14 protein-coding genes are annotated in these 20,566 nt (G+C 62.2%); 10 read left to right on the forward strand and 4 right to left on the reverse strand.

The window, feature by feature from the left end:
- Nucleotides 1–10: 10 nt before the first annotated feature.
- The 4 genes from ampD (at nucleotide 11) to DKB71_RS04395 (ending at nucleotide 4,291) form a co-directional block, all read left to right on the forward strand.
- Entirely contained in the window at nucleotides 11–568 is a 558-nt protein-coding gene (gene ampD / locus DKB71_RS04380; RefSeq protein ID WP_408599715.1) for a 1,6-anhydro-N-acetylmuramyl-L-alanine amidase AmpD, read from the forward strand.
- Entirely contained in the window at nucleotides 568–1,404 is an 837-nt protein-coding gene (gene ampE, locus DKB71_RS04385) for a regulatory signaling modulator protein AmpE (RefSeq protein WP_274074060.1), read from the forward strand. The genes ampD and ampE overlap by 1 nt, the downstream gene beginning before the upstream one ends.
- A gap of 1,672 nt (nucleotides 1,405–3,076) precedes the next feature.
- Entirely contained in the window at nucleotides 3,077–3,781 is a 705-nt protein-coding gene (locus DKB71_RS04390; RefSeq protein ID WP_408601058.1) for a methyl-accepting chemotaxis protein, read from the forward strand.
- Between the two features lie 120 nt (nucleotides 3,782–3,901).
- Nucleotides 3,902–4,291 carry a hypothetical protein gene (locus DKB71_RS04395; RefSeq protein WP_274074058.1) on the forward strand — a complete coding sequence of 130 codons (390 nt, stop codon included), beginning with the start codon at nucleotides 3,902–3,904 and terminating at the stop codon, nucleotides 4,289–4,291.
- On the opposite strand, the gene DKB71_RS04400 is transcribed toward DKB71_RS04395, so the two are convergent.
- Together DKB71_RS04400 and cra are read right to left on the reverse strand one after the other, a co-directional pair.
- Nucleotides 4,292–5,068 carry a TatD family hydrolase gene (locus DKB71_RS04400; protein WP_274074057.1) on the reverse strand — a complete coding sequence of 259 codons (777 nt, stop codon included), beginning with the start codon at nucleotides 5,066–5,068 and terminating at the stop codon, nucleotides 4,292–4,294.
- A gap of 3 nt (nucleotides 5,069–5,071) precedes the next feature.
- Nucleotides 5,072–6,067: a catabolite repressor/activator gene (gene cra, locus DKB71_RS04405; protein WP_323628581.1), complete on the reverse strand. Its 996-nt coding sequence runs from the start codon at nucleotides 6,065–6,067 to the stop codon at nucleotides 5,072–5,074.
- A 294-nt stretch (nucleotides 6,068–6,361) separates the two neighbouring features.
- Here cra and ptsP point away from each other — a divergent pair, with 294 nt between their 5' ends.
- The 4 genes from ptsP to DKB71_RS04425 all read left to right on the forward strand — a co-directional run bounded on the left by ptsP (nucleotide 6,362) and on the right by DKB71_RS04425 (nucleotide 13,551).
- Nucleotides 6,362–9,223: a phosphoenolpyruvate--protein phosphotransferase gene (gene ptsP / locus DKB71_RS04410; RefSeq protein ID WP_408599716.1), complete on the forward strand. Its 2,862-nt coding sequence runs from the start codon at nucleotides 6,362–6,364 to the stop codon at nucleotides 9,221–9,223.
- Nucleotides 9,223–10,164, forward strand: a complete 942-nt coding sequence (gene pfkB, locus DKB71_RS04415) for a 1-phosphofructokinase (RefSeq protein WP_408599717.1) — start codon at nucleotides 9,223–9,225, stop codon at nucleotides 10,162–10,164. The genes ptsP and pfkB overlap by 1 nt, the downstream gene beginning before the upstream one ends.
- Before the next feature lie 11 nt (nucleotides 10,165–10,175).
- A complete protein-coding gene (locus DKB71_RS04420; RefSeq protein ID WP_408599718.1) occupies nucleotides 10,176–11,915 on the forward strand; it encodes a PTS fructose-like transporter subunit IIB in 1,740 nt (579 codons plus the stop codon).
- A gap of 94 nt (nucleotides 11,916–12,009) precedes the next feature.
- Entirely contained in the window at nucleotides 12,010–13,551 is a 1,542-nt protein-coding gene (locus tag DKB71_RS04425) for an alkaline phosphatase D family protein (protein ID WP_408599719.1), read from the forward strand.
- A 108-nt stretch (nucleotides 13,552–13,659) separates the two neighbouring features.
- Here DKB71_RS04425 and DKB71_RS04430 read toward each other — a convergent pair whose 3' ends face one another.
- Nucleotides 13,660–16,188 (reverse strand): PepSY domain-containing protein, encoded by a 2,529-nt coding sequence (locus DKB71_RS04430; RefSeq protein ID WP_408599720.1) that lies wholly within the window; start codon nucleotides 16,186–16,188, stop codon nucleotides 13,660–13,662.
- Between the two features lie 280 nt (nucleotides 16,189–16,468).
- Nucleotides 16,469–18,787, reverse strand: coding sequence for a TonB-dependent siderophore receptor (locus tag DKB71_RS04435; protein WP_323605504.1), 2,319 nt, complete (start codon nucleotides 18,785–18,787; stop codon nucleotides 16,469–16,471).
- A gap of 208 nt (nucleotides 18,788–18,995) precedes the next feature.
- Here DKB71_RS04435 and DKB71_RS04440 point away from each other — a divergent pair, with 208 nt between their 5' ends.
- Nucleotides 18,996–19,676, forward strand: coding sequence for a Fe2+-dependent dioxygenase (locus DKB71_RS04440; protein WP_046820599.1), 681 nt, complete (start codon nucleotides 18,996–18,998; stop codon nucleotides 19,674–19,676).
- Nucleotides 19,673–20,431: a tetratricopeptide repeat protein gene (locus DKB71_RS04445; protein ID WP_323605505.1), complete on the forward strand. Its 759-nt coding sequence runs from the start codon at nucleotides 19,673–19,675 to the stop codon at nucleotides 20,429–20,431. The genes DKB71_RS04440 and DKB71_RS04445 overlap by 4 nt, the downstream gene beginning before the upstream one ends.
- Nucleotides 20,432–20,566: the final 135 nt, after the last annotated feature.

Genomic DNA, 20,566 nt, shown 5'->3' on the forward strand with positions numbered 1-20,566 from the left:
AGGAACCTGTATGCAGCTGGACCCCGCGAGCGGTTGGTGCAAGGGTGTGCATTTATGCCCCTCGCCCAACTTCAATGCGCGCCCCGAGGGCGAAATTTCCCTGCTGGTGATTCATAACATCAGCCTGCCGCCAGCGCAGTTCAAGACTGGCAAGGTGCAGGCGTTTTTCCAGAACTGCCTGGATGTCACGGAGCATCCCTACTTTGCAGGGATTGCCGATTTGCGGGTGTCTGCGCATTTCCTGATCGAGCGTGATGGCAGCGTCACTCAGTTTGTCTCTTGCCTCGAGCGTGCCTGGCATGCGGGAGTTTCGAGTTTCGAGGGGCGGGAAACCTGTAACGATTTTTCCGTAGGCATCGAACTCGAAGGCACGGATGATCTGCCATTCGACGATGCGCAATACCGAGCGTTGATTTCCCTGACTCGCCAGCTGCAAGCGGCGTTTCCGGCAATCACCACGCAACGCATCTGCGGGCACAGCGACATCGCCCCCGGGCGCAAGACTGATCCGGGGCCCGCGTTCGACTGGGCACGCTATCGGGCAGCCCTGGCACAAGAGGAAGGATAATGAGTTTTCTGGTGTTGCTGTTGGCGGTGTGGATCGAGAAATTTTCGGCCCTGCGCCATCGGGTTCAACGCGACGCTGGCTGGATTCGCGAGCTGCACAAGCTTGAACTCGGCCCGCGCCTGGTGAACCGTCCGTGGCTGGTCCTGGCGGTGCTGGTGTTGTTTCCGGTGGCGTTGCTGGGCTTGCTGCTGGTGGTGCTCGACCCTGTCGCCTACGGCCTGTTGGCGCTGCCGGTGCATTTGCTGGTGGTGATCTACAGCCTGGGTCGCGGTGATCTGCTGGCCGGTCTCGGTCCCTTCCGCGATGCCTGGCGTCGCGAAGACCTGCAAGCGGCGGCCCATGTGGCCAAGCGTGACCTGGACATCTGCGCCGACAATGCCGAGCAACTGCTGGAGCGGGTCGAAGGGCATTTGCTGTGGGAGGCCTACCAGAGCTTTTTCGCGATCATTTTCTGGTACTTCCTGCTGGGGCCGGTCGCCGCCCTGAGCTATCGATTGCTGGCCTTGGCCGAAGAACACGGGCAAAACCCCGCCGTGGTCGAGCGCGCCGCGCAACTGCGCCATGCATTCGACTGGGTGCCAGTGCGTCTGTTGGCCGCCAGCCTTGCCCTGGTTGGCAACTTTGTCGCGGTCAGCCGGGTGATGCTGCACGAACTGCTGAACTGGAACATCAGCGCCGCACAACTGATCGAACGGGTCGGACTGGTGGCCGGTGAAATCCCCGCCCCGGTGGTCGGGCCTGAGGGCATCCACAATCTTGACCGTATCTGGGAGTTGCTGCTGCGGGCGGCAGTGCTCTGGTATGCGGGGTTTGCGTTGTGGACTGTGTTGCCGTAGGCGCCGGCTTACCGAGTCGCCGCATGCTCGCGGATGCACCCGACCCACTGTAGGAGCTGGCTTGCCAGCGATGGAGGTCAACGATGACGCTTGGAGCCTGACACCCTGCGGTGTTCTCAGGTTTTTCGCGAGCAAGCTCGCTCCTACAGAGTTAACCGGGTTGCCCACAGCGCAGAACCTGGTACACGGTTCCCTGCCTGCGCCAGCAATTATTTGTGCGCACCGTTAACCTTAAGTTACAAAACATCCCCCTGATTTACGCTATACAGAGATAGCGCCGAATAGTGGCTATCTGCTCTCTCGCTGCGCCCACCCATAAAAATAAGAAATCCAAGGGAGACTTCCAGTGAAGAGCTTGCTCTATCCCGCCGTCGCGCTGATGAACCGCCTGAGTTTTGGCATGAAGTTCAGCCTGATCAGCGTACTGTTCCTGGTGCCAATGCTGGTCACCAACTTCTACCTGGTGCGTGACTCCTATCGCGAATTCCAGGGCACCCGGGTCGAACTGCAGAGCCTGGACCTGTTGGGCAGCAGCCTCGCACTGCGGCGTGATCTGGAGACCCTGAACAATCTTGTGCAGATCAACGTCGCCTTGGGCCAATCCGGCAAGGCGGCGAATCTCGAGGCGCAGATCAATACGCTGGAACAAGGCGTTCTGGCACGCTTGCAGGGGTTGACGGCGATGGCCACCGATCCCGAGCAGATCGCATTGTTCGATGGCAAGCGCGATGAAATGATCAGCGCGTTCAAGGCCCAGCAGACGGAAAAATCCCTGCAAAGCAAAAGTGCACTGATCGGCAAACTGGTCGGCAATGCCCAGGTCTTCGGCCAGATTATCGCCAGCCAGGCCGGCCTGAGCCACGACAGCCAGAGTGACATGCGCCAGCTGAGCGAACTCGTCACCAACATCACCCCGCGCATCACCCAGATGCTCGGCGAAGGCCGTGCATTGGGCTCCGCTTCGCTGGGCCAGGGGTTTCTCAATTCGTCGTCGAGTACGCGTTTCGATGAATTGCTCGCGCAAATCGAAAAGCTCCAGGCCGAGTATGGCCTGAAGCTGCAGGATGCCACGGGCTCCAGCAATGCCGCGCGTGAAGCCCTGGCTGCCCCGGCTGACAGCAGCAAGGCCTCGTTGAAAAAGGCCAGTGAACTGTTCGAAGAGCAAGTGGTGATGGCCGACACGCTCGATGCACCGTGGCTGGCCTTCTACGATCAGGTCTCGACGCTGATGGGCCAGACCTACCAGCTCAATGAAGCCACCTTGAAATTTCTCGGTACCCAGTTGCAACAGCGCCTGGACCAGAACCGCACGCACATGATCCTGCAGGCCGTTGCGCTGTCGGTGGTGTTCGTACTGATCTTTTATCTTTACGGCGCCTTCTACGCCTCCACCCGCACCACCCTCAAGCGTCTTGGCGCGGTCATGGACAAGGTGGCGGCTGGCGACATGACGGTCACCTTCAATGCCCACAGCCGTGATGAACTGGGTGAGTTGGGCGAGGTGTTCAACGGTACCGTGAAAAAAATCCATGACTTGATCGAGCGTGTCGGTCAGACCGTCGGCGAAGTCGAGCGCCAGGCCGGGCAAGTCGAGAGTGTCTCGGCGCAAAGCAACCAGGCCGTGGCCGGGCAGCGCTCGCAGATCGAGCAGGTCGCCACGGCGATGAACCAGATGTCGGCCACTTCCCTGGAGGTGGCGCGCAGCGCGGCCGCCGCTGTCAGCAGCGCCCACAGTGTCAACGACGAAACGGTGAGCGGTCGTGGGCTGGTGCAGTCGCAGCAGGGCAGCATCGCGGCACTGGCCAGCGAAATCGACCAATCGGTGCAGGTGATCAACCAGTTGGCCAGCGACAGTCAGTCCATCAGCCGTGTGCTGGAGGTGATAAAGAGCATCGCCGAACAGACCAACCTGCTGGCGCTCAATGCCGCCATCGAGGCTGCCAGGGCGGGTGAGCAGGGTCGCGGGTTTGCGGTGGTGGCGGATGAAGTCCGCACGCTGGCCAAGCGCACCCAGCAATCGACCGAAGAGATCGAACAGATGATCGCCAAGCTGCACGGCGGTGTCGGGGCCGCGGTCAAGGCGATGGGCGTCAGCCATGAGATGGCCAGCGGCACGGTGGGGCAGTCGGAAAAGGTCCAGCAGGCCCTGGAAAATATCCTTGGGGCGGTCGGCATGATCGTCGACCAGAACCAGCAGATCGCCGCGGCTGTGGAACAGCAGACCGCAGTCGCCCATGACATTGACCAGAACATCGTCGAGATCAATCGTGCCGGAGAACGCACGGCCGAAGGTGCGCACCAGACCGAGGATGCCAGTCGAGCGCTGTCGGCGCAGGTGGTCGAGCTCAAACAGCTGATCAGCGCGTTCCGGGTCTGAAAGCTCTGTAGTACCTCTTCCCAATGCCTGGAGGAAACCTCCTGTTTTCCTCCGGGCTCTGGTTTTTCGGCTTCAATGAAGGAGTATCCACTTCACTGACCGCTTGGAGGAGGCACGGTTATGGCTGTTGCAACACTTGGAATCCAGGGTCGCTGTGCACATTGCCAGCGCACGCTGTTGCTTAAACCCTGGCAACTCAATGCCATTGCAATCAACGAAGCATTCACCTGTTCGCACTGCCAGAAAACCCTGCAACTGTGCGACCCGAAACAGATCAGGCGCTTCAAGTCCCTGGACTCGATAGCCATGTTGAAGGCAAGCCTGTTGGTCACGATTTGCACCACATTGCTGGTGGTGCTGGTACTGGAATGGATCGGTATATTCAGCGTCGTGGAACAGCTGAATTTTTCGCTGGGCGCGATTTTCGTCTACTTCGTTGCCCTTCGATTTGCCCGTCAGCGTCAGCACATGACACTGATTCTCGAGGCCGCCAAGGCCCACGTCGACTGATCACCAGTTGAACAGTTCACGGGCATTGGCGGTGCTGGCGGCGGCCAGTTGTTCGGGGGCGAGCGACATGATTTGCGCCAGCGCCGTGCAGATCGCCGGCAAGTGCGCCGGGCTGTTGCGCTGGCCGGGGAACATCGCCGGTGCCATGTCCGGCGAGTCGGTTTCCAGCACCACCGATTCCAGCGGCAACCGCGCGAGCACCCGGTGCATGCGCAGTGCCTGGGGCCAAGTCGCCGCGCCCCCGAGACCGAGCTTGAAACCGAGCTTGATGTATTCGCGGGCTTCTTCCTGGCTGCCGGCGAAGGCATGGATGATCCCGGCGCGTTTCAATTTGAAGCGTTTAAGCGTGGCAATCACGGCCGCATGACTGCGGCGCACATGAATCAGCGCGGGCAGGTGGAAATCCACCGCCAGTTGCAGTTGCGCGTCGAACAGCGCTTGCTGACGTTCGCGATCCAGGGTTTCGATGAAGTAGTCCAGGCCGATCTCGCCCACAGCACACAGCTGGCGATGGCCAGCCAATCGCGTCAGCCAGTCGCCCAGCTCGGTGAGATGCTCGGGACGATGATCCTCGAGATACACCGGGTGCAAACCGAAGGCCGCATGCAGGTCGGCATCGCTTTGCACCAGATCCCAGACACGTTGCCAATTGCCCTGATAAACCCCCAGCACCACCATCTGCCGCACCCCGAGTGCGCGGCTTTCGGCCATCAGCGCCTGACGATCCGCGTCGAAGTCGGGGAAATCCAGGTGAGTGTGGGTGTCGATCAGGTCCATAGCTCAGTCCTGGCGAATACGTTGTTTGAACGTCCGCGCGATGGCCTGCACACCGGGTTGGTAATCGGATTGCTCGATGGCCGCCAGGGCGAGCGCGAGTGCCTTGTCGGCAATCAATTGGTGTTGCTGCGCCATGGCATTCACCGGCAGCGGCAGGAAATCAAGCAACTGGGTGTCACCAAATGTGCCGAGGCGCAGCGGGCGGGTTTTCAGCGGGAAGTCGTGCAATGCATCGAACACGCCCTGCAGCAGGACATAGGACGTGGTCACCAGGGCTTCTGGCAAATGCCCTACGCGCTGGAGCAATTCTTCCATCAACTGTTTGCCGCATTCACGGCTGAACGAATCACCGTGTTCGATCAGGACCTCGCCGTCGTACCCGATCAAGGCCTCCTTGAAGCCGGCGGCCCGTTCCTGGCTGATGCTCAACTCGGGGCGGGCACCGATCAAGGCGATCTGTTTGGGCAGCGGATCAAGCAGGCTCTGGGTCAGGTGCAGGCTGGCCTCGCGGTCGTCGCTGATCACCGAGCAGAAATACTCGGGCTCCATGACCCGGTCGATGGCGATGATCGGAATGCCTTTGGCTTGCAGCAGGCGATAGCTGTCGTCGCCCGGCGGCAGGCAACTGGCGACGATCAGGGCATCACAGCGACGGGCGCGGAACAGTTGCAGCAGTTGCCGTTCACTGTCGGGTGCATCGTCGGAGCTGGCGATCAACAGCTGATAGCCACGCGCCCGGGCGCCTTGTTCCAGGAGCTTGGCGATCCGCGCGTAACTGGGGTTTTCCAGGTCCGGCAGAATGAAGCCCAAGGTCCGGGTGTGGCGACTGCGCAGGCCGGCCGCCTGGGGATTAGGCGTGAAGCCATGTTCTTCGACGACCGCGCGCACGCGCTCGACGGTAGCGCTGCTGATGCGTTGCTGTTCGGCCTTGCCATTGATGACGTAGCTGGCGGTGGTGACAGACACACCGGCCAGCTGGGCTATATCACTGAGTTTCAACCCGCTATTCCTTGTTTTCTCGAGGTTGCCTCGACATTTTCACCAATCCTACCCGATTCAGGCAGGCGACCTTTGTCACAACGCACCCGACAAGTTGGGCTTCAACGATGCAACATTATCGAGTAACGTGCCAATCACTCTAGATTAAACGATTCAGCAAGCGTATTTTCTACGTTAATGGCTGCTTTGGCCGGTTCTGCCGCGAAACCACCAAAGATTGTTTAAAGACAAAGGCCTAAGCTGAATCATTCAAAAACAATACCTGGCGCCCCAAGGGTGCCAACAGGAGAAAGCATGCTCGAGCTCACCATAGAGCAGATATCCATGGGCCAGTCGGCTGTGGATAAGTCCGCCGCGCTGCAACTGCTGGCCCGGCACCTGGTTGCCGATGGCCTGGTTGACGAGGGCTACCTCGCCGGCTTGCAGGCACGCGAAGCCCAGGGCTCGACCTTTCTCGGTCAAGGTATTGCCATCCCCCACGGTACGCCCGAAACCCGCGATCAGGTGTTTTCCACAGGCGTACGCCTGATGCAATTCCCCGACGGCGTGGACTGGGGCGACGGACAGATTGTCTACCTGGCGATTGGTATTGCCGCCAAGTCCGACGAACACCTGCGCCTGTTGCAACTGCTGACCCGTGCCCTCGGTGAAACTGATCTGGGCCAGGCCTTGCGCCGCGCCGGTTCCGCCGAGGCCCTGCTGAAATTGCTGCAAGGGGCGCCGCAGGAGCTGGCGCTGGATGCGCAGATGATCGGCCTGGGCGTTGCCGCCGAAGATTTCGAGGAGTTGGTCTGGCGCGGCGCGCGTTTGCTGCGTCAGGCCGACTGCGTCAGCAACGGTTTCTCCGCCGTGTTGCAGCAGGTCGAAGCGCTGCCGCTGGGCGATGGCCTGTGGTGGCTGCACAGTGAGCAAACGGTCAAGCGCCCGGGCCTGGCGTTCGTCACCCCGGACAAACCGCTGCGTTACCTCGGCCAACCGCTGAACGGTTTATTTTGTCTGGCCAGTCTTGGCGAGGCCCATCAAGCGTTGCTCGAACGGCTGTGTGCGTTGCTGATAGAAGGTCGCGGCCATGAGTTAGGCCGCGCCACCAGTTGCCGCGCCGTGCTGGAAGTGCTGGGTGGTGAGCTGCCAGCCGATTGGCCGAGCGCGCGCATAACGCTGGCCAACGCCCACGGCCTGCATGCCCGTCCGGCGAAAATCCTCGCCCAACTGGCGAAGAGTTTTGAGGGTGAGATTCGTATCCGCATCGTCGATGGCCAGGACAGCGCGGTGTCGGTCAAGAGCCTGAGCAAACTGCTCAGCCTCGGCGCCCGTCGTGGCCAGGTGCTGGAAATCATCGCCGAGCCAGGCATCGCTGCCGACGCCTTGCCCGCCTTGTTGGCCGCCATCGAAGAAGGTCTTGGTGAAGAAGTCGAGCCGTTGCCACCGATGAGTCAGCCGCGTGAAGACATTGTCGAGGTGGCCCAGGTGCTGCTCGCCCCGGCGTCCGGCAGTCTGGTGCAGGCCATCGCGGCCGCCCCGGGAATCGCCATCGGCCCGGCGCATATCCAGGTGCTGCAAACCATCGATTACCCGCTGCGCGGAGAATCCGCCGCCATCGAGCGTGAGCGTCTCAAGCAAGCGTTGGCGCACGTTCGCCAGGACATCGGCGGCTTGATCGAGCGCAGCAAGGCCAAGGCTATCCGCGAGATTTTCATCACCCACCAGGAAATGCTCGACGATCCGGAATTGACCGATGAAGTCGACACCCGCCTCAAGCAGGGCGAAAGCGCGGAAGCGGCGTGGATGTCGGTGATCGAAGCCGCCGCCCGGCAACAGGAATCCTTGCAGGACGCCCTGCTCGCCGAGCGCGCCGCCGACCTGCGTGATATCGGTCGACGGGTGCTGGCGCAACTCAGTGGTGTCGAAACCCTGAGTGAGCCTGAACAACCGTACATTCTGGTAATGGACGAAGTCGGCCCGTCCGACGTGGCGCGGCTTGATCCGACCCGGGTCGCCGGCATTCTCACCGCCCGGGGTGGCGCCACCGCCCACAGCGCGATTGTCGCGCGGGCCTTGGGGATTCCAGCGCTGGTCGGCGCCGGCGCGGCGGTGTTACTGCTGGCGCCGGGTACGCCGTTGTTGATCGATGGCCAGCGCGGTCGCCTGCATGTAGACGCTGATGCCGCCACGTTGCAACGCGCCACCGTAGAGCGCGACACCCGCGAACAACGCCTGAAGGCCGCCGCCGAGCAACGGCATCAACCGGCGTTGACCACCGACGGTCACGCCGTCGAAGTGTTCGCCAACATCGGCGAAAGCGCCGGCGTCACCAGCGCGGTGGAGCAGGGCGCCGAAGGCATCGGTCTGCTGCGCACCGAGCTTATTTTCATGGCCCACCCGCAAGCGCCGGACGAGGCGACCCAGGAAGCCGAATACCGCCGTGTGCTCGATGGCCTGGCCGGTCGGCCGCTGGTGGTGCGCACCCTGGATGTGGGAGGCGATAAACCGCTGCCGTATTGGCCGATCGCCAAGGAAGAAAATCCGTTCCTCGGCGTGCGCGGCATTCGCTTGACCCTGCAACGACCGCAGATCATGGAAGCGCAGCTGCGCGCCTTGCTGCGCGCCGCCGACAACCGTCCGCTGCGGATCATGTTCCCGATGGTCGGCAGCGTCGACGAGTGGCGCCAGGCGCGAGACATGACCGAGCGCCTGCGCCTGGAAATACCGGTTGCGGACCTGCAATTGGGGATCATGATCGAAGTGCCGTCGGCGGCCCTGCTGGCGCCGGTGCTGGCCAGGGAAGTCGATTTTTTCAGCGTCGGCACCAATGACCTGACGCAATACACCCTGGCCATCGACCGCGGCCATCCGACCTTGTCGGCCCAGGCGGATGGCTTGCATCCGGCGGTGCTGCAACTGATCGACATCACCGTGCGCGCGGCCCATGCCCATGGCAAGTGGGTCGGCGTGTGCGGCGAGCTGGCGGCCGATCCGCTGGCGGTGCCGGTGCTGGTCGGCCTGGGTGTGGATGAGCTCAGTGTCGGCGGGCGCAGCATTGCCGAGGTCAAGGCGCGAATTCGCGAGCTCAGTCTCGCCCAGGCCCGCACGCTGGCCCAACAAGCCCTGCTCGTGGGCAGCGCCAATGAAGTACGTGAATTAGTGGAGGCCCTGTAATGGCCAAGATTCTGACCCTGACCCTGAACCCTGCGCTGGACCTTACGGTCGAGTTGTCGCGCCTGGAGGCCGGTCAGGTCAACCGCAGCGACGCCATGCACACCCACGCCGCCGGCAAAGGGGTGAACGTGGCGCAAGTGCTGGCAGACCTGGGGCATCAACTGACGGTCAGCGGCTTCCTCGGCGAAGACAATCCGCAGGCGTTTGAAACCCTGTTCGCCAAACGCGGTTTTGTCGATGCCTTTATCCGGGTTCCCGGTGAGACACGCAGCAATATCAAACTGGCGGAAAGCGATGGGCGCATCACCGACCTCAATGGGCCGGGACCGCTGGTCAGTGCTGAGGCGCAGCAGGCCTTGCTCGAGCGACTCGAGCGGATTGCACCGGGACATGACGCGGTCGTGGTGGCCGGCAGCCTGCCCCAGGGCATCAGCCCGCAGTGGTTGCAGGCGTTGATCGTGCGCTTGAAAGGCCTGGGCCTGAAGGTGGCCCTCGACACCAGCGGGCCGGCCTTGCGTGCCGCGCTCAAGGCCGGTCCATGGTTGATCAAGCCCAATGCCGAGGAACTGGCGGAAGTGCTCGGTGGCGAGGTGGTGTCGGTCTTGGCCCAGGCGCAAGCCGCCAGCCGTCTGCACGCCCAAGGCATTGAACATGTGGTGATCTCCCACGGCGCTGAAGGCGTGAACTGGTTCAGTGTCGGTTCGGCGCTGCACGCCACGCCCCCCAAGGTCAGTGTCGCCAGCACGGTCGGAGCGGGTGATTCGCTGCTGGCCGGCATGCTGCATGGCCTGGTCAGCGCCGACACGCCGGAGCAGACGTTGCGCACCGCCACGGCGATCGCCGCGATGGCGGTCACCCAGATCGGTTTCGGTATCAGCGATGCGGCGCAACTGGCGCAGCTCGAACAGGGTGTGCGCGTGCGCCCCCTGACAGAACAATAAGAGGGTTGGTCATGAAGTTAGCCATTGTTACTGCCTGCCCGAACGGCATGGTCACCAGTGTGCTGTGTGCCCGCTTGCTCGATGCGGCGGCCCAGCGTCAGGGCTGGAGCACCAGCGTCGAAATAAGCGATGCGGCGCACCCCGAACGGCAATTGTCGGCGGCCACGATCGACGCGGCCGAATGGGTGTTGCTGGTGACCAGCGCGCCTGTGGATATGTCGCGTTTCGTCGGCAAGCGCTTGTTCCAGAGCACCCCGGCCCAGGCGCTGCAAGATGTCGAAGCGGTGCTGCGTCGTGGCGCTGAAGAGGCTCAGGTGTATGTCGCACCTCAAGCCGTGGTCGAGCCGGTGGCCGTGGTCAAGAACGCGCCGCGACTGGTTGCCGTGACGGCCTGTCCGACCGGTGTCGCCCACACCTTCATGGCGGCCGAAGCCTTGCAGCAAGCGGCCAAGCGCCTGGGCTATGACTTGCAGGTGGAAACCCAGGGCTCGGTCGGCGCACGCAACCCGCTGAGCAGCGACGCGATTGCCGACGCCGATGTGGTATTGCTGGCGGCGGACATCGAAGTCGCCACCGATCGTTTTGCCGGCAAGAAGATTTACCGTTGCGGCACCGGCATTGCTCTCAAGCAGGCTGAGGCAACGCTGAATAAAGCGCTGGCCGAAGGCAAGCAGGAAACCGCCTCGACCGGTGCCAAGGGGCCAGCCAGGCAAGAGAAGACCGGCGTCTACAAACACCTGCTGACCGGCGTGTCGTTCATGTTGCCGATGGTGGTGGCGGGCGGCTTGATGATCGCCTTGTCGTTCGTGTTCGGCATTACCGCGTTCAAGGAAGAGGGGACGCTGGCGGCGGCGCTGATGCAGATCGGCGGCGAGACTGCGTTCAAGCTGATGGTGCCGTTGTTGGCGGGTTATATCGCCTACTCGATTGCCGACCGTCCGGGCCTGGCGCCGGGGATGATTGGCGGGTTGCTGGCGAGTACCCTGGGCGCCGGGTTTATCGGCGGGATCATCGCCGGTTTTATCGCCGGTTACGCGGCGCAGGCGATCAATCGTTATGCACGGTTGCCGCAGAGTCTTGAGGCACTGAAACCGATCCTGATCATCCCGTTGCTGGCGAGCCTGTTCACCGGCCTGGTGATGATCTACGTGGTCGGCAAACCGGTGGCGGGCATGCTCGCCGGGCTTACGCATTTCCTCGACAGCATGGGCACCACCAACGCGATTCTGCTCGGCGTGTTGCTGGGCGGCATGATGTGCGTCGACCTCGGCGGGCCGATCAACAAGGCTGCGTATGCGTTTTCGGTCGGGTTGCTGGCGTCGTCGAGTTATGCACCGATGGCGGCGACCATGGCCGCCGGCATGGTGCCGCCGATCGGCCTGGGCATCGCCACGTTCATCGCCCGGCGCAAGTTCGCCCAGACTGAACGCGAGGCGGGTAAGGCGGCGCTGGTGCTGGGGCTGTGCTTCATCTCCGAAGGCGCAATTCCGTTTGCCGCGAAGGACCCGCTGCGGGTGATCCCGGCGAGCATTGCCGGCGGTGCGCTGACCGGTGCGTTGTCGATGTACTTCGGCTGCAAGCTGATGGCGCCCCATGGCGGGTTGTTCGTGTTGGCGATTCCGAATGCGATCAACCATGCGTTGCTGTATCTGCTGGCGATTGTTGCCGGGAGCTTGTTGACGGCGGTGGTGTATGCGCTGGTCAAGCGGCCGGAGGTGGTGGAGTTGGCGTTGGAGCCCGTCAAGGCATAGATCAAAAGATCGCAGCCTTCGGCAGCTCCTACATTGGAATGCATTCCCCTGTAGGAGCTGCCGAAGGCTGCGATCTTTTTTCCGGGAGAACACCATGAGCGAATTCGACCCCGGTCGGCGACGTGTCATGCAGGCGCTCGGTGCCGGTTTGTTGATGCCGAGCCTGGCACCGGCGGTGATCGCTTCGGTCAAGGATCGTCCGCAACTCACCGATGGCGTGCAGTCCGGCGACTTGCAGGGCGATAAAGCGATCGTCTGGAGCCGCTGCGATCGCCCCGCACGCATGGTGGTGGAGTGGGACACCCGCAGTCTTTTTCCCAACCCCCGGCGCTTCGTCTCGGCGCTGACAGACGCCCGCAGCGACTTCACGGCGCGGGTCGATCTCACCGGCCTGCCCGCCGACCAGGCGATTTTCTATCGCGTGCAATTCGAAGACGCCCAGAGCGGCGTCGCCAGTGAACCCTGGTTCGGCCACCTGCGCAGCGTGCCCCAGACCCGGCGCGACATTCGTTTCGTCTGGAGCGGCGACACTGCTGGCCAGGGCTACGGTATCAATCCAGACATCGGCGGCATGCGCATCTACGAAGCGATGCGCCTGCGCCTGCCGGACTTCTTTATCCACAGCGGCGACACCATCTATGCCGACGGCCCGATACCGGCGCAGCTCCTCACCGAGGGCGGCCGGGTGTGGCGCAACATTACCAGCGAGGCGAAGAGCAGGGTCGCCAAAAACCTCGACGATTTCCGTGGCAATTACCGCTACAACCTGATGGACGAAAACATCCGCCGCTTCAACGCCGAAGTCCCGCAGATCTGGCAATGGGATGACCACGAAGTGGTGAACAACTGGTCTCCGGGCACAGCGCTGGGTGTGCGCTACGCCAACAAAGATATCCACAGCCTGGTCAGTCGTGGACGTCAGGCCTGGCTCGAATATGCACCGATGCGCTGGCAGAGCGCCGAGGGTGGCAAACGGATTTACCGTCAAATCGATTACGGGCCGTTGCTCGATGTGTTCGTGCTCGACATGCGCAGTTATCGCGGGGCCAATGACGCCAACCTTGGCGATGCCAAGCCGTTTCTTGGGCGCGAACAACTGGACTGGCTGAAGGCTTCGTTGAAAGCGTCCAAGGCCCAATGGAAAGTCATCGCCGCCGACATGTCGATTGGCCTCGGCGCACCGGATGGCAAGGTCAGCCCCGGCGTGACGCGCTGGGAAGCGGTGGCCAACGGTGACCCCGGACCGGCTCAGGGGCGGGAGCTGGAAATCGCCGAGCTGCTGGGTTTTCTGCGGGCGCAGCAGGTGCGCAATTTTGTCTGGCTGACGGCGGAGGTGCACTATTGCGCGGCGCATCACTATCACCCTGACCGTGCCGCGTTCCAGGACTTCGAACCGTTCTGGGAGTTTGTCGCGGGGCCGCTGAATGCGGGGAGCTTCGGCCCGGATACGCTGGACAGAACTTTCGGTCCTGAAGTGGTGTTCGAGAAAGCGCCACCGGTGCACAACATGTCGCCGTTTGGCGGATTCCAGTTTTTTGGCGAGGTGAACATCGACGGGCAGAGCGGGGAGTTGAGTGTGGTGTTGCGGGATCTGGAGGGGGTGGCGGTGTTCGAGCAGAAACTGCAACCTCTGTAACAACACCAATCCCATCCCCTTGTAGGAGCTGCCGCAGGCTGCGATCTTTTGATGTTGAAAAAATCAAAAGATCGCAGCCTGCGGCAGCTCCTACAAGGGCGTGCGGGGTCAGTAGACGTCGCGGCGGTAGCGGCCCTGTTCGATCAGGCGCTCGACCTCGGCAGCGCCGAGTACATCGTTGAGCACTTGATCGACGCCTGAGGCCATGCCCTGCAGGCTGCCGCAGATGTAGATCACCGCACCGTCCGCCAGCCATTTCTTCAGCTCATTGGCCGATTCGCGCAGGCGATCCTGCACGTAGATCTTCTCGGCCTGGTCCCGGGAAAACGCCAGGTCCAGGCGCTCGAGATCGCCGGCAATCAACCACTCTTGCAGCTCATCGCGACACAGGTAGTCGTGCTCACGATTGCGCTCGCCGAACAACAGCCAGTGACGCTGTTGGCCATCGGCGATGCGCGCCTTGAGCAGGCTGCGCAAGCCGGCGAGGCCGGTGCCGTTGCCCAGCAGGATCATCGGCACCGGTTCGTTGGGCAGGTGAAAGCCGCTGTTGCGCCGCACCCGCAGGCTGATGCTGCCGCCCACGGGGGCGTGTTCGGTCAGCCAGCCGGAACCGACGCCAAGGCTGCCATCGGCATGCAGCTCCTGGCGCACGATCAGCTCCAGGACACCATCGGCGGCAATCGAGGCGATGGAGTATTCGCGCATCGCCAACGGCACCAGCGCATCCACCAGCGCCTGGGCATGCAAGCCGACCAGGTGCGTACGGTTCTCGGGCAGCTGGCGACCGGCGAGGGCCTGCTCCAGGGTTTGCGCCAAGCCATCGAGTTCAATCGTGGCGCGGCCGTCGATCCCCAGGCCGTCGAGGAAGTGTTCGATGGCCCAAGGGCAATTGCGTGGCAGCACTTCCACCAGGTCACCGGCCAGCCAACTGCTGGTGGTGGGGGCGGCCAGGCCAAGCAGGTACACCGGGGAACCGCTGCTGTCCGGGTTGAGCAGCTCGCGACGGGTCAGGGTCCAGTTGTCGTAACGCGGGGCCTGCCAGGTGTCGATCGGCGCCTGGCCGGTCAGCTGGCCGAGTTGCTGCTGCCAGTGACGCAAGGCATAGGGGTCGCCACTGTCGACTTCCACCGGCGCGAACAAGGTCTTGCCGCCGTGCTCGCCCAGCCAGTTGTGCAGGCGGTGGGCGAACCCGCAGAAGTGTTGATACTGCCGGTCGCCGAGGCCAAGCACGGCGTAGTTCAGGCTGTCGAGGCTCAACGCCCGGCCCAGCACCTTGCGCTCGAAACCGCGGGCGCTGTCCGGCGCTTCGCCGTCACCGAAGGTGCTGACCACGAACAGCGCATTGCTTGAGCCCTGCAGATCCTGCTCGCTGACAGTGGCCAACGGCTGCACGTTGACTGGCAGGCCAGCAGCCTGCAACTGGCCGGCGGTCTGCCAGGCCAGTTGCTCGGCAAAGCCACTCTGGCTGGCGAAACCGATCAGCCATGCCGGGGTGTCGCCGGCGGGTTGGGCCAGGCCTTTGCGGGCGTCCTTGATCTGGCGTTTCTTGCGCCGGCGATCCAGGTACAGCAGCCAGCCGGTGATGAAGAACAGCGGCATGCTCAAGGCCGTGAGCGTCAGGATGATGCGCCCGACGATGCCGAAGTAGCTGCCTACGTGCAGCGCATAGATGCTGGTCAGCAGTTGCGCTTTGACGCTCTTGTCGCTGTAGCGGTCATGGTGTTTGATCGCGCCGGTCACCGGGTCGAGGCTGATCTGGTTCAGCGCACGGTCGTGGGGCGAGTTTTTCAACAGGTAGAAAACGGTCGCCGGTTGCCCGGCCACGGGGGGCATGCGCGTGTTGTAGAAGCTCAGGTCGGGACCGGCGGCGCTGTAGATGCTGCTCCACATCGCCGAATAATCGGCCGTCGGCGCCGGACCGCTTGGCCCAGGGCCGCGTCCGCCGCGCACGCGTTCGTTCTGTGGCGAATCGGAGAGCAATCGGGTCAGGCCCTTGTTGTACCACTCGTAGGACCAGGACAGCCCGGTCAACGCGGCCAGGAGGTAAAACACCAGGCACCAGGTGCCGGCAATCGAGTGCAGGTCCCAGTTGAAGCTGCGGCCTTTTTTCTTCCAGTCGAGGGTCAGCCAGGCGCGCCAGCTTTTCCACTGGCGAGGCCAGCGCAGGTACAGGCCGGACAGGCAGAAGAACACCAGGATCAGGGTGCAGGCACCGGTGATCTGCCGACCGGTATCGCCCATGGCAAGGAAGCGGTGCAGTTGCAGCATCAGGCCGAAGAAGCCCTGGCCGGTGGCGTCGCCCAGCAGTTCACCGGTGTAGGGGTCGAAGTAACGCATGGGGCCGCGCCGCTCGCCCGCTGGCGGAGTGAAGAACACTTTGGCGGCAGTGTCGCTGTCGATGCCCACCGAGAGCATTGCGACTTTCATGCCCGTCGTCGCTTCGATCTTTTCCACCAGATCGGCGGGTGGCAGCACGCCAGCGACTTGCTTCTGGACTTGCAACACGGAAGGGTTCAGCGCGGACAGGATCTCATCCTGAAACGAGACCGTCGCACCGGTGATGCCCATCAGGGCCAGGACCAGTCCGGCAGTGATGCCAAAAAACCAGTGCAACTGGAACAGGGTTTTCTTCAACACGTCGCTCGCCTTGTTCGTTCAAAAGTAATCATCACGGCGCGCATTATGCCGTGGGTTGTCGAGAAACATTCCCTTTGCACACAAAAGCCCCGTTCACCTGGATGAACGGGGCTGGCCCCCTGTGAGCTGCCGAAGGCTGCGATCCTTTGATCTTGAAAAACAAAATCAAAAGATCGCAGCCTGCGGCAGCTCCTACAGGTGAGTACGCATTGCCTGTAGGAGCTGTCGAGTGCAACGAGGCTGCGATCTTTTAAAAGGCAGCGCCTACAGGTTTGAGTCATCAGAAGTGGAAGTTGGTGCTCAGCAACGCAGTCCGGCCCGCCGCCTGGTTGGCGAAGTGGGTGGAGAACGCCTTGTCGTAGTAGGTGACGTCGGTCAGGTTCTGCACGTTCAGTTGCAGGTCGATGTTCTTGGTCAGCTTGTAGGCGGCCATCGCGTCGTAACGCACATAGTCGTTGACCATGGTGGTGTTGGCCACGCTGCCGAACACGTCGTCGACATAGAACGCACCGCCACCGATGGTCAGCTTCGGCGTGACCTGGTAGGTCGTCCACAGGCTGGCGCTGTTTTTCGGCGTGTTAGGCAGTTCGTTGCCATCGTTGGCCGCACCCAGCGGACCACCGTCAACCTGCTCGCTGTCCATGTAGGCGTAACCGGCGAAGACTTGCCATTTGTCGGTGAGCTTGCCGGTGGCCGACAGCTCGACACCCTGCACGCGGGTCTTGCCGGCGTTTTCGTACGAGGTGGTATCGACCTGCACACGGGCGTTGTCTTTCTCGGTGCGGAAGATATCCGCGGTCAAGGACAGACGATCGTTCAGCAGATCCCACTTGGTACCGATTTCGTAGTTCTTGGTGGTTTCCGGCTCCATGTCGCTGCTCAGCAGGTTGCCGTTACGATCCGGAGTGCCGCCCAGCGGGTTGCCGTCCTGACCTTCGCCAAGCGTGGAGCCCGGAGGTGTCGCGGACGTCGCGTAGGACGCATAGATGCTGCCATTTTCCGCGGGTTTGTAGACCACACCGAACTGACCGGTAACGAACTCGCTGACGTCATCGCCCTTGGAAGTCGTGGTGCCGGCGGCGTTGTAGGTCTTGTAGTCGGTGTCGAAATGGTCGTAGCGCAGGCCCATGTTCACCAGCCACTGATCGGACAACGTCAGGGTGTCGAACACGTAAAGCGCGTAGGTTTTACCCGTGGTGTCGGTGCCGGCGTAGTTGCGGCTGATCGAACCGTTCCATGGATCGTTCGGGTTCGGGTTCGCCAGCGAGGTGCAGTTGTAGCCACTTGGTGCGCCGATGATTGCCGGGTTGCAAGTGGTGGTGGCTGCGGGTGTCCCCGGCGTGGTGTCGGTGTTGACGGTGTATGAGGACTTCTTGCTTTCCTCGCGGCTCAACTCGATACCGGTGGCGAAGCTGTTCTTGAAGCCGGCGATGTAGACATCACCAAACAGGTCGGTCTGGTTGGTCGTCGTATCGGTGTTGCTCACACGGGTGTTGGCCCGACGCCAGACGGTGCCGTTGTTGACGTTGCCCTTGCTGTCGTCCGGCTGGGTCAGGATGTAGTCCTGCATGCTGCTGCCGTGGCGCAGGGTGTTCTTGACGGTCAGTGCGTCGTTCAGGTCGTGCTCGACGGCGATGGTCGCGGTGTCGGTACGGCCCTTGCGGAAGTCACGATCGGTCAGGCCGTAGAAGTTGCTGCTGTCGCCGCCGGCGTAAGGTTTGTCCGGATTGGACTTGGTGCGGGCAGCCGAGCCACCGGCCGGGATGGTGTAGGGAATACCCGAGTCCGGCGTGTCGTTGCTTTCCAGGTGGTAGTAGTCAAGGTTGACGCGGGTGTCGGTGCCCAGGCCAAAGGCCAGCGATGGCGCGACGCCCCAGCGATCGTAGTCGACGCTTTCACGGCCGGCGACGTTGCTTTCGTGGCTCATCAGGTTCAGACGACCGGCAGCGGTGTCGGAGAACTGGTAGTTGCCGTCCATGGTGTAGCGCTGGGTCTGGTCCGAACCCCAGGTGAAGCCACCGTCGAACGAGTCGCCCAGGTGCGCTTTCTTGCTCACCAGGTTGATGCTGCCGCCGGCTGCGCCGCGACCGCCAATGGCCGAGTTCGGGCCCTTGCTCACTTCGATCGATTCAACGGCGAAGATTTCGCGGCTCTGCGAACCGGTATCGCGCACGCCGTCCAGGTAGGTGTCGCCCTGGGCATCGAAGCCACGGATGAAAGGACGGTCGCCCTGTGGGTTGCCGCCTTCGCCGGCACCGAAGGTGATGCCTGGAACGGTGCGCAGTGCGTCCTGCATGTTCAGGGCGCCGGTGTCCTTGAGGACCTGCTGCGGGATGACGGTGATCGAGCGCGGAGTGTCTACCAGCGGCGCGGTGTACTTGGGCGAGGAGGCTTTCTCGACGTTGTAGGAGGTCTCGTCCTGGGCTTCGCCGGTGATCGCGGTAGCGCCAAGGGAAATGGTGTTGCTCGGCGCTTTCTCGTCGGTTTTTTCAGCGGCGAAAGCCATGTGGCCCGCAGAGCCGGCCGTGATTGCCACGCCAATGGCGCAAGTGAGCAGACGCGGTGAACTGACCGGTAGTTGTGGGTGCTGACGTGACATTTTTTATTCCCCTCCCCAAGGATTTGAGGCGGCGGAATATAGGGTAAACACGTATTCGTATCAATTGCGAAACATTACTATTCGCACTGAATTTACATTCTTTACAATTTAACCTTACGGTTTTTGCTGTTTCATTCGTCTGGCGGGTTTTACACAGGCAATAAGAATCAATACCATTGGCACCCTTTTGCTTTCAGGTGCTTGCCCCATGCTGCTGCACATTCCCGGCTTGTTCGAAAAAGAAGAAGTGCAGCGCATTCGCGAGGCCTTGCAACAGGCTGATTGGGCCGATGGCAAGATCACCGCCGGCTATCAATCGGCCAAGGCCAAGCACAACCTGCAGCTGCCGGAAGGTCATCCGCTGGCCAAGGAAATCGGCGCGGCCATGCTGGAGCGGCTGTGGAAGAATCCGCAGTTCATGTCGGCGGCATTGCCGCACAAGGTGTTTCCTCCGTTGCTGAACTGTTACACGGCCGGCGGCAGTTTCGACTTCCACATCGACAACGCCGTGCGCCAGCCCAAGGGCAGTATCGAACGGGTGCGCACCGACCTTTCCGCCACGCTGTTCTTCAGCGAGCCCGAGGACTACGACGGCGGCGAACTGGAAATCCAGGACACCTACGGCACCCAGCGCGTGAAGTTGCCGGCTGGGGACATGGTGTTGTACCCGGGCACCAGCCTGCACAAGGTCAATGCGGTTACCCGAGGTACACGTTACGCCTCGTTCTTCTGGACCCAGAGCCTGGTGCGCGAAGACAGCCAGCGTGCCCTGTTATTCGAGATGGACGGGGCGATCCGGCAGTTGACCGAGGACGTGCCGGATCACCCTTCGCTGATTCGCCTGACCGGTACCTATCACAACCTGTTGCGTCGCTGGGTCGAGGTATGAGTTTTCAATTGCGTCGCGAGGAAGTCTTCGACGGCGATGCGCTCAAATCCATGCTTGATGAAAGCCCGGCCCGTGCTGCCCAAGCCATTTTGATGGCTGCCCGCGAAAACCTCCTCGATGCCCAGGCGTTGCTCGGGCAGATTCTGCTGGACGGGCAGGGGATCGCCCAGGATCAGCCGCTGGCCGTGCGCTGGTTTGACATCGCCGCCCGGCGTGGACATCTGATGGCGCGTAACATGCTCGGGCGTTGTCATGAGCATGGTTGGGGCTGCGAGGCGGATGCCGCTGTTGCCGCCGTACACTATCGCCAGGCTGCAGAAGCCGGGCTGGATTGGGCGATGTACAACTACGCCAATCTGCTGGCGACCGGGCGTGGGGTGGTTGAGGATCAACTGCAGGCGCTCAACCTCTATCGCCGCGCGGCTGAGCTGGGCCACGCGAAGTCGATGAATCTGCTGGGGCGATATCTGGAAGAAGGGCAGGTGTGCCCTGCGGACCCGGCGGCGGCCCGTGACTGGTATCGGCGTTCGGCCGAGGGTGGGGATTTTCGCGGGCAGTTCAGCTTTGCGGCGGTGTTGGCTGATGAAGGGAATGTCGATCAAGCGCTGGTTTGGCTACGTAAGGCGCTGATCACCGGGAATCTGAATTTTCTGCGGGTGGCGAGCGGGGCGCTGATGAGCGCCACGGATCCGCGCATCCAGATGCTGGCGAACGATTACCGCCGCCGCTGCACCGAACTCGCCTCGGTCCTGTAGGAGCCGGCTTGCTGGCGATTAACGGTCACGCGGTATATCTGGTTAACCGCGGTGCCTGGATCGCCAGCAAGCCGGCTCCTACAGGGTTGTGGTGGGTCGATATTTTGTAATCACCCACAAAAAAGCCCATGACAC

Origin of the sequence: Pseudomonas sp. PLMAX (assembly GCF_046042685.1) — a bacterium.
In the GTDB taxonomy this organism is placed as follows: domain Bacteria; phylum Pseudomonadota; class Gammaproteobacteria; order Pseudomonadales; family Pseudomonadaceae; genus Aquipseudomonas; species Aquipseudomonas putida_AE.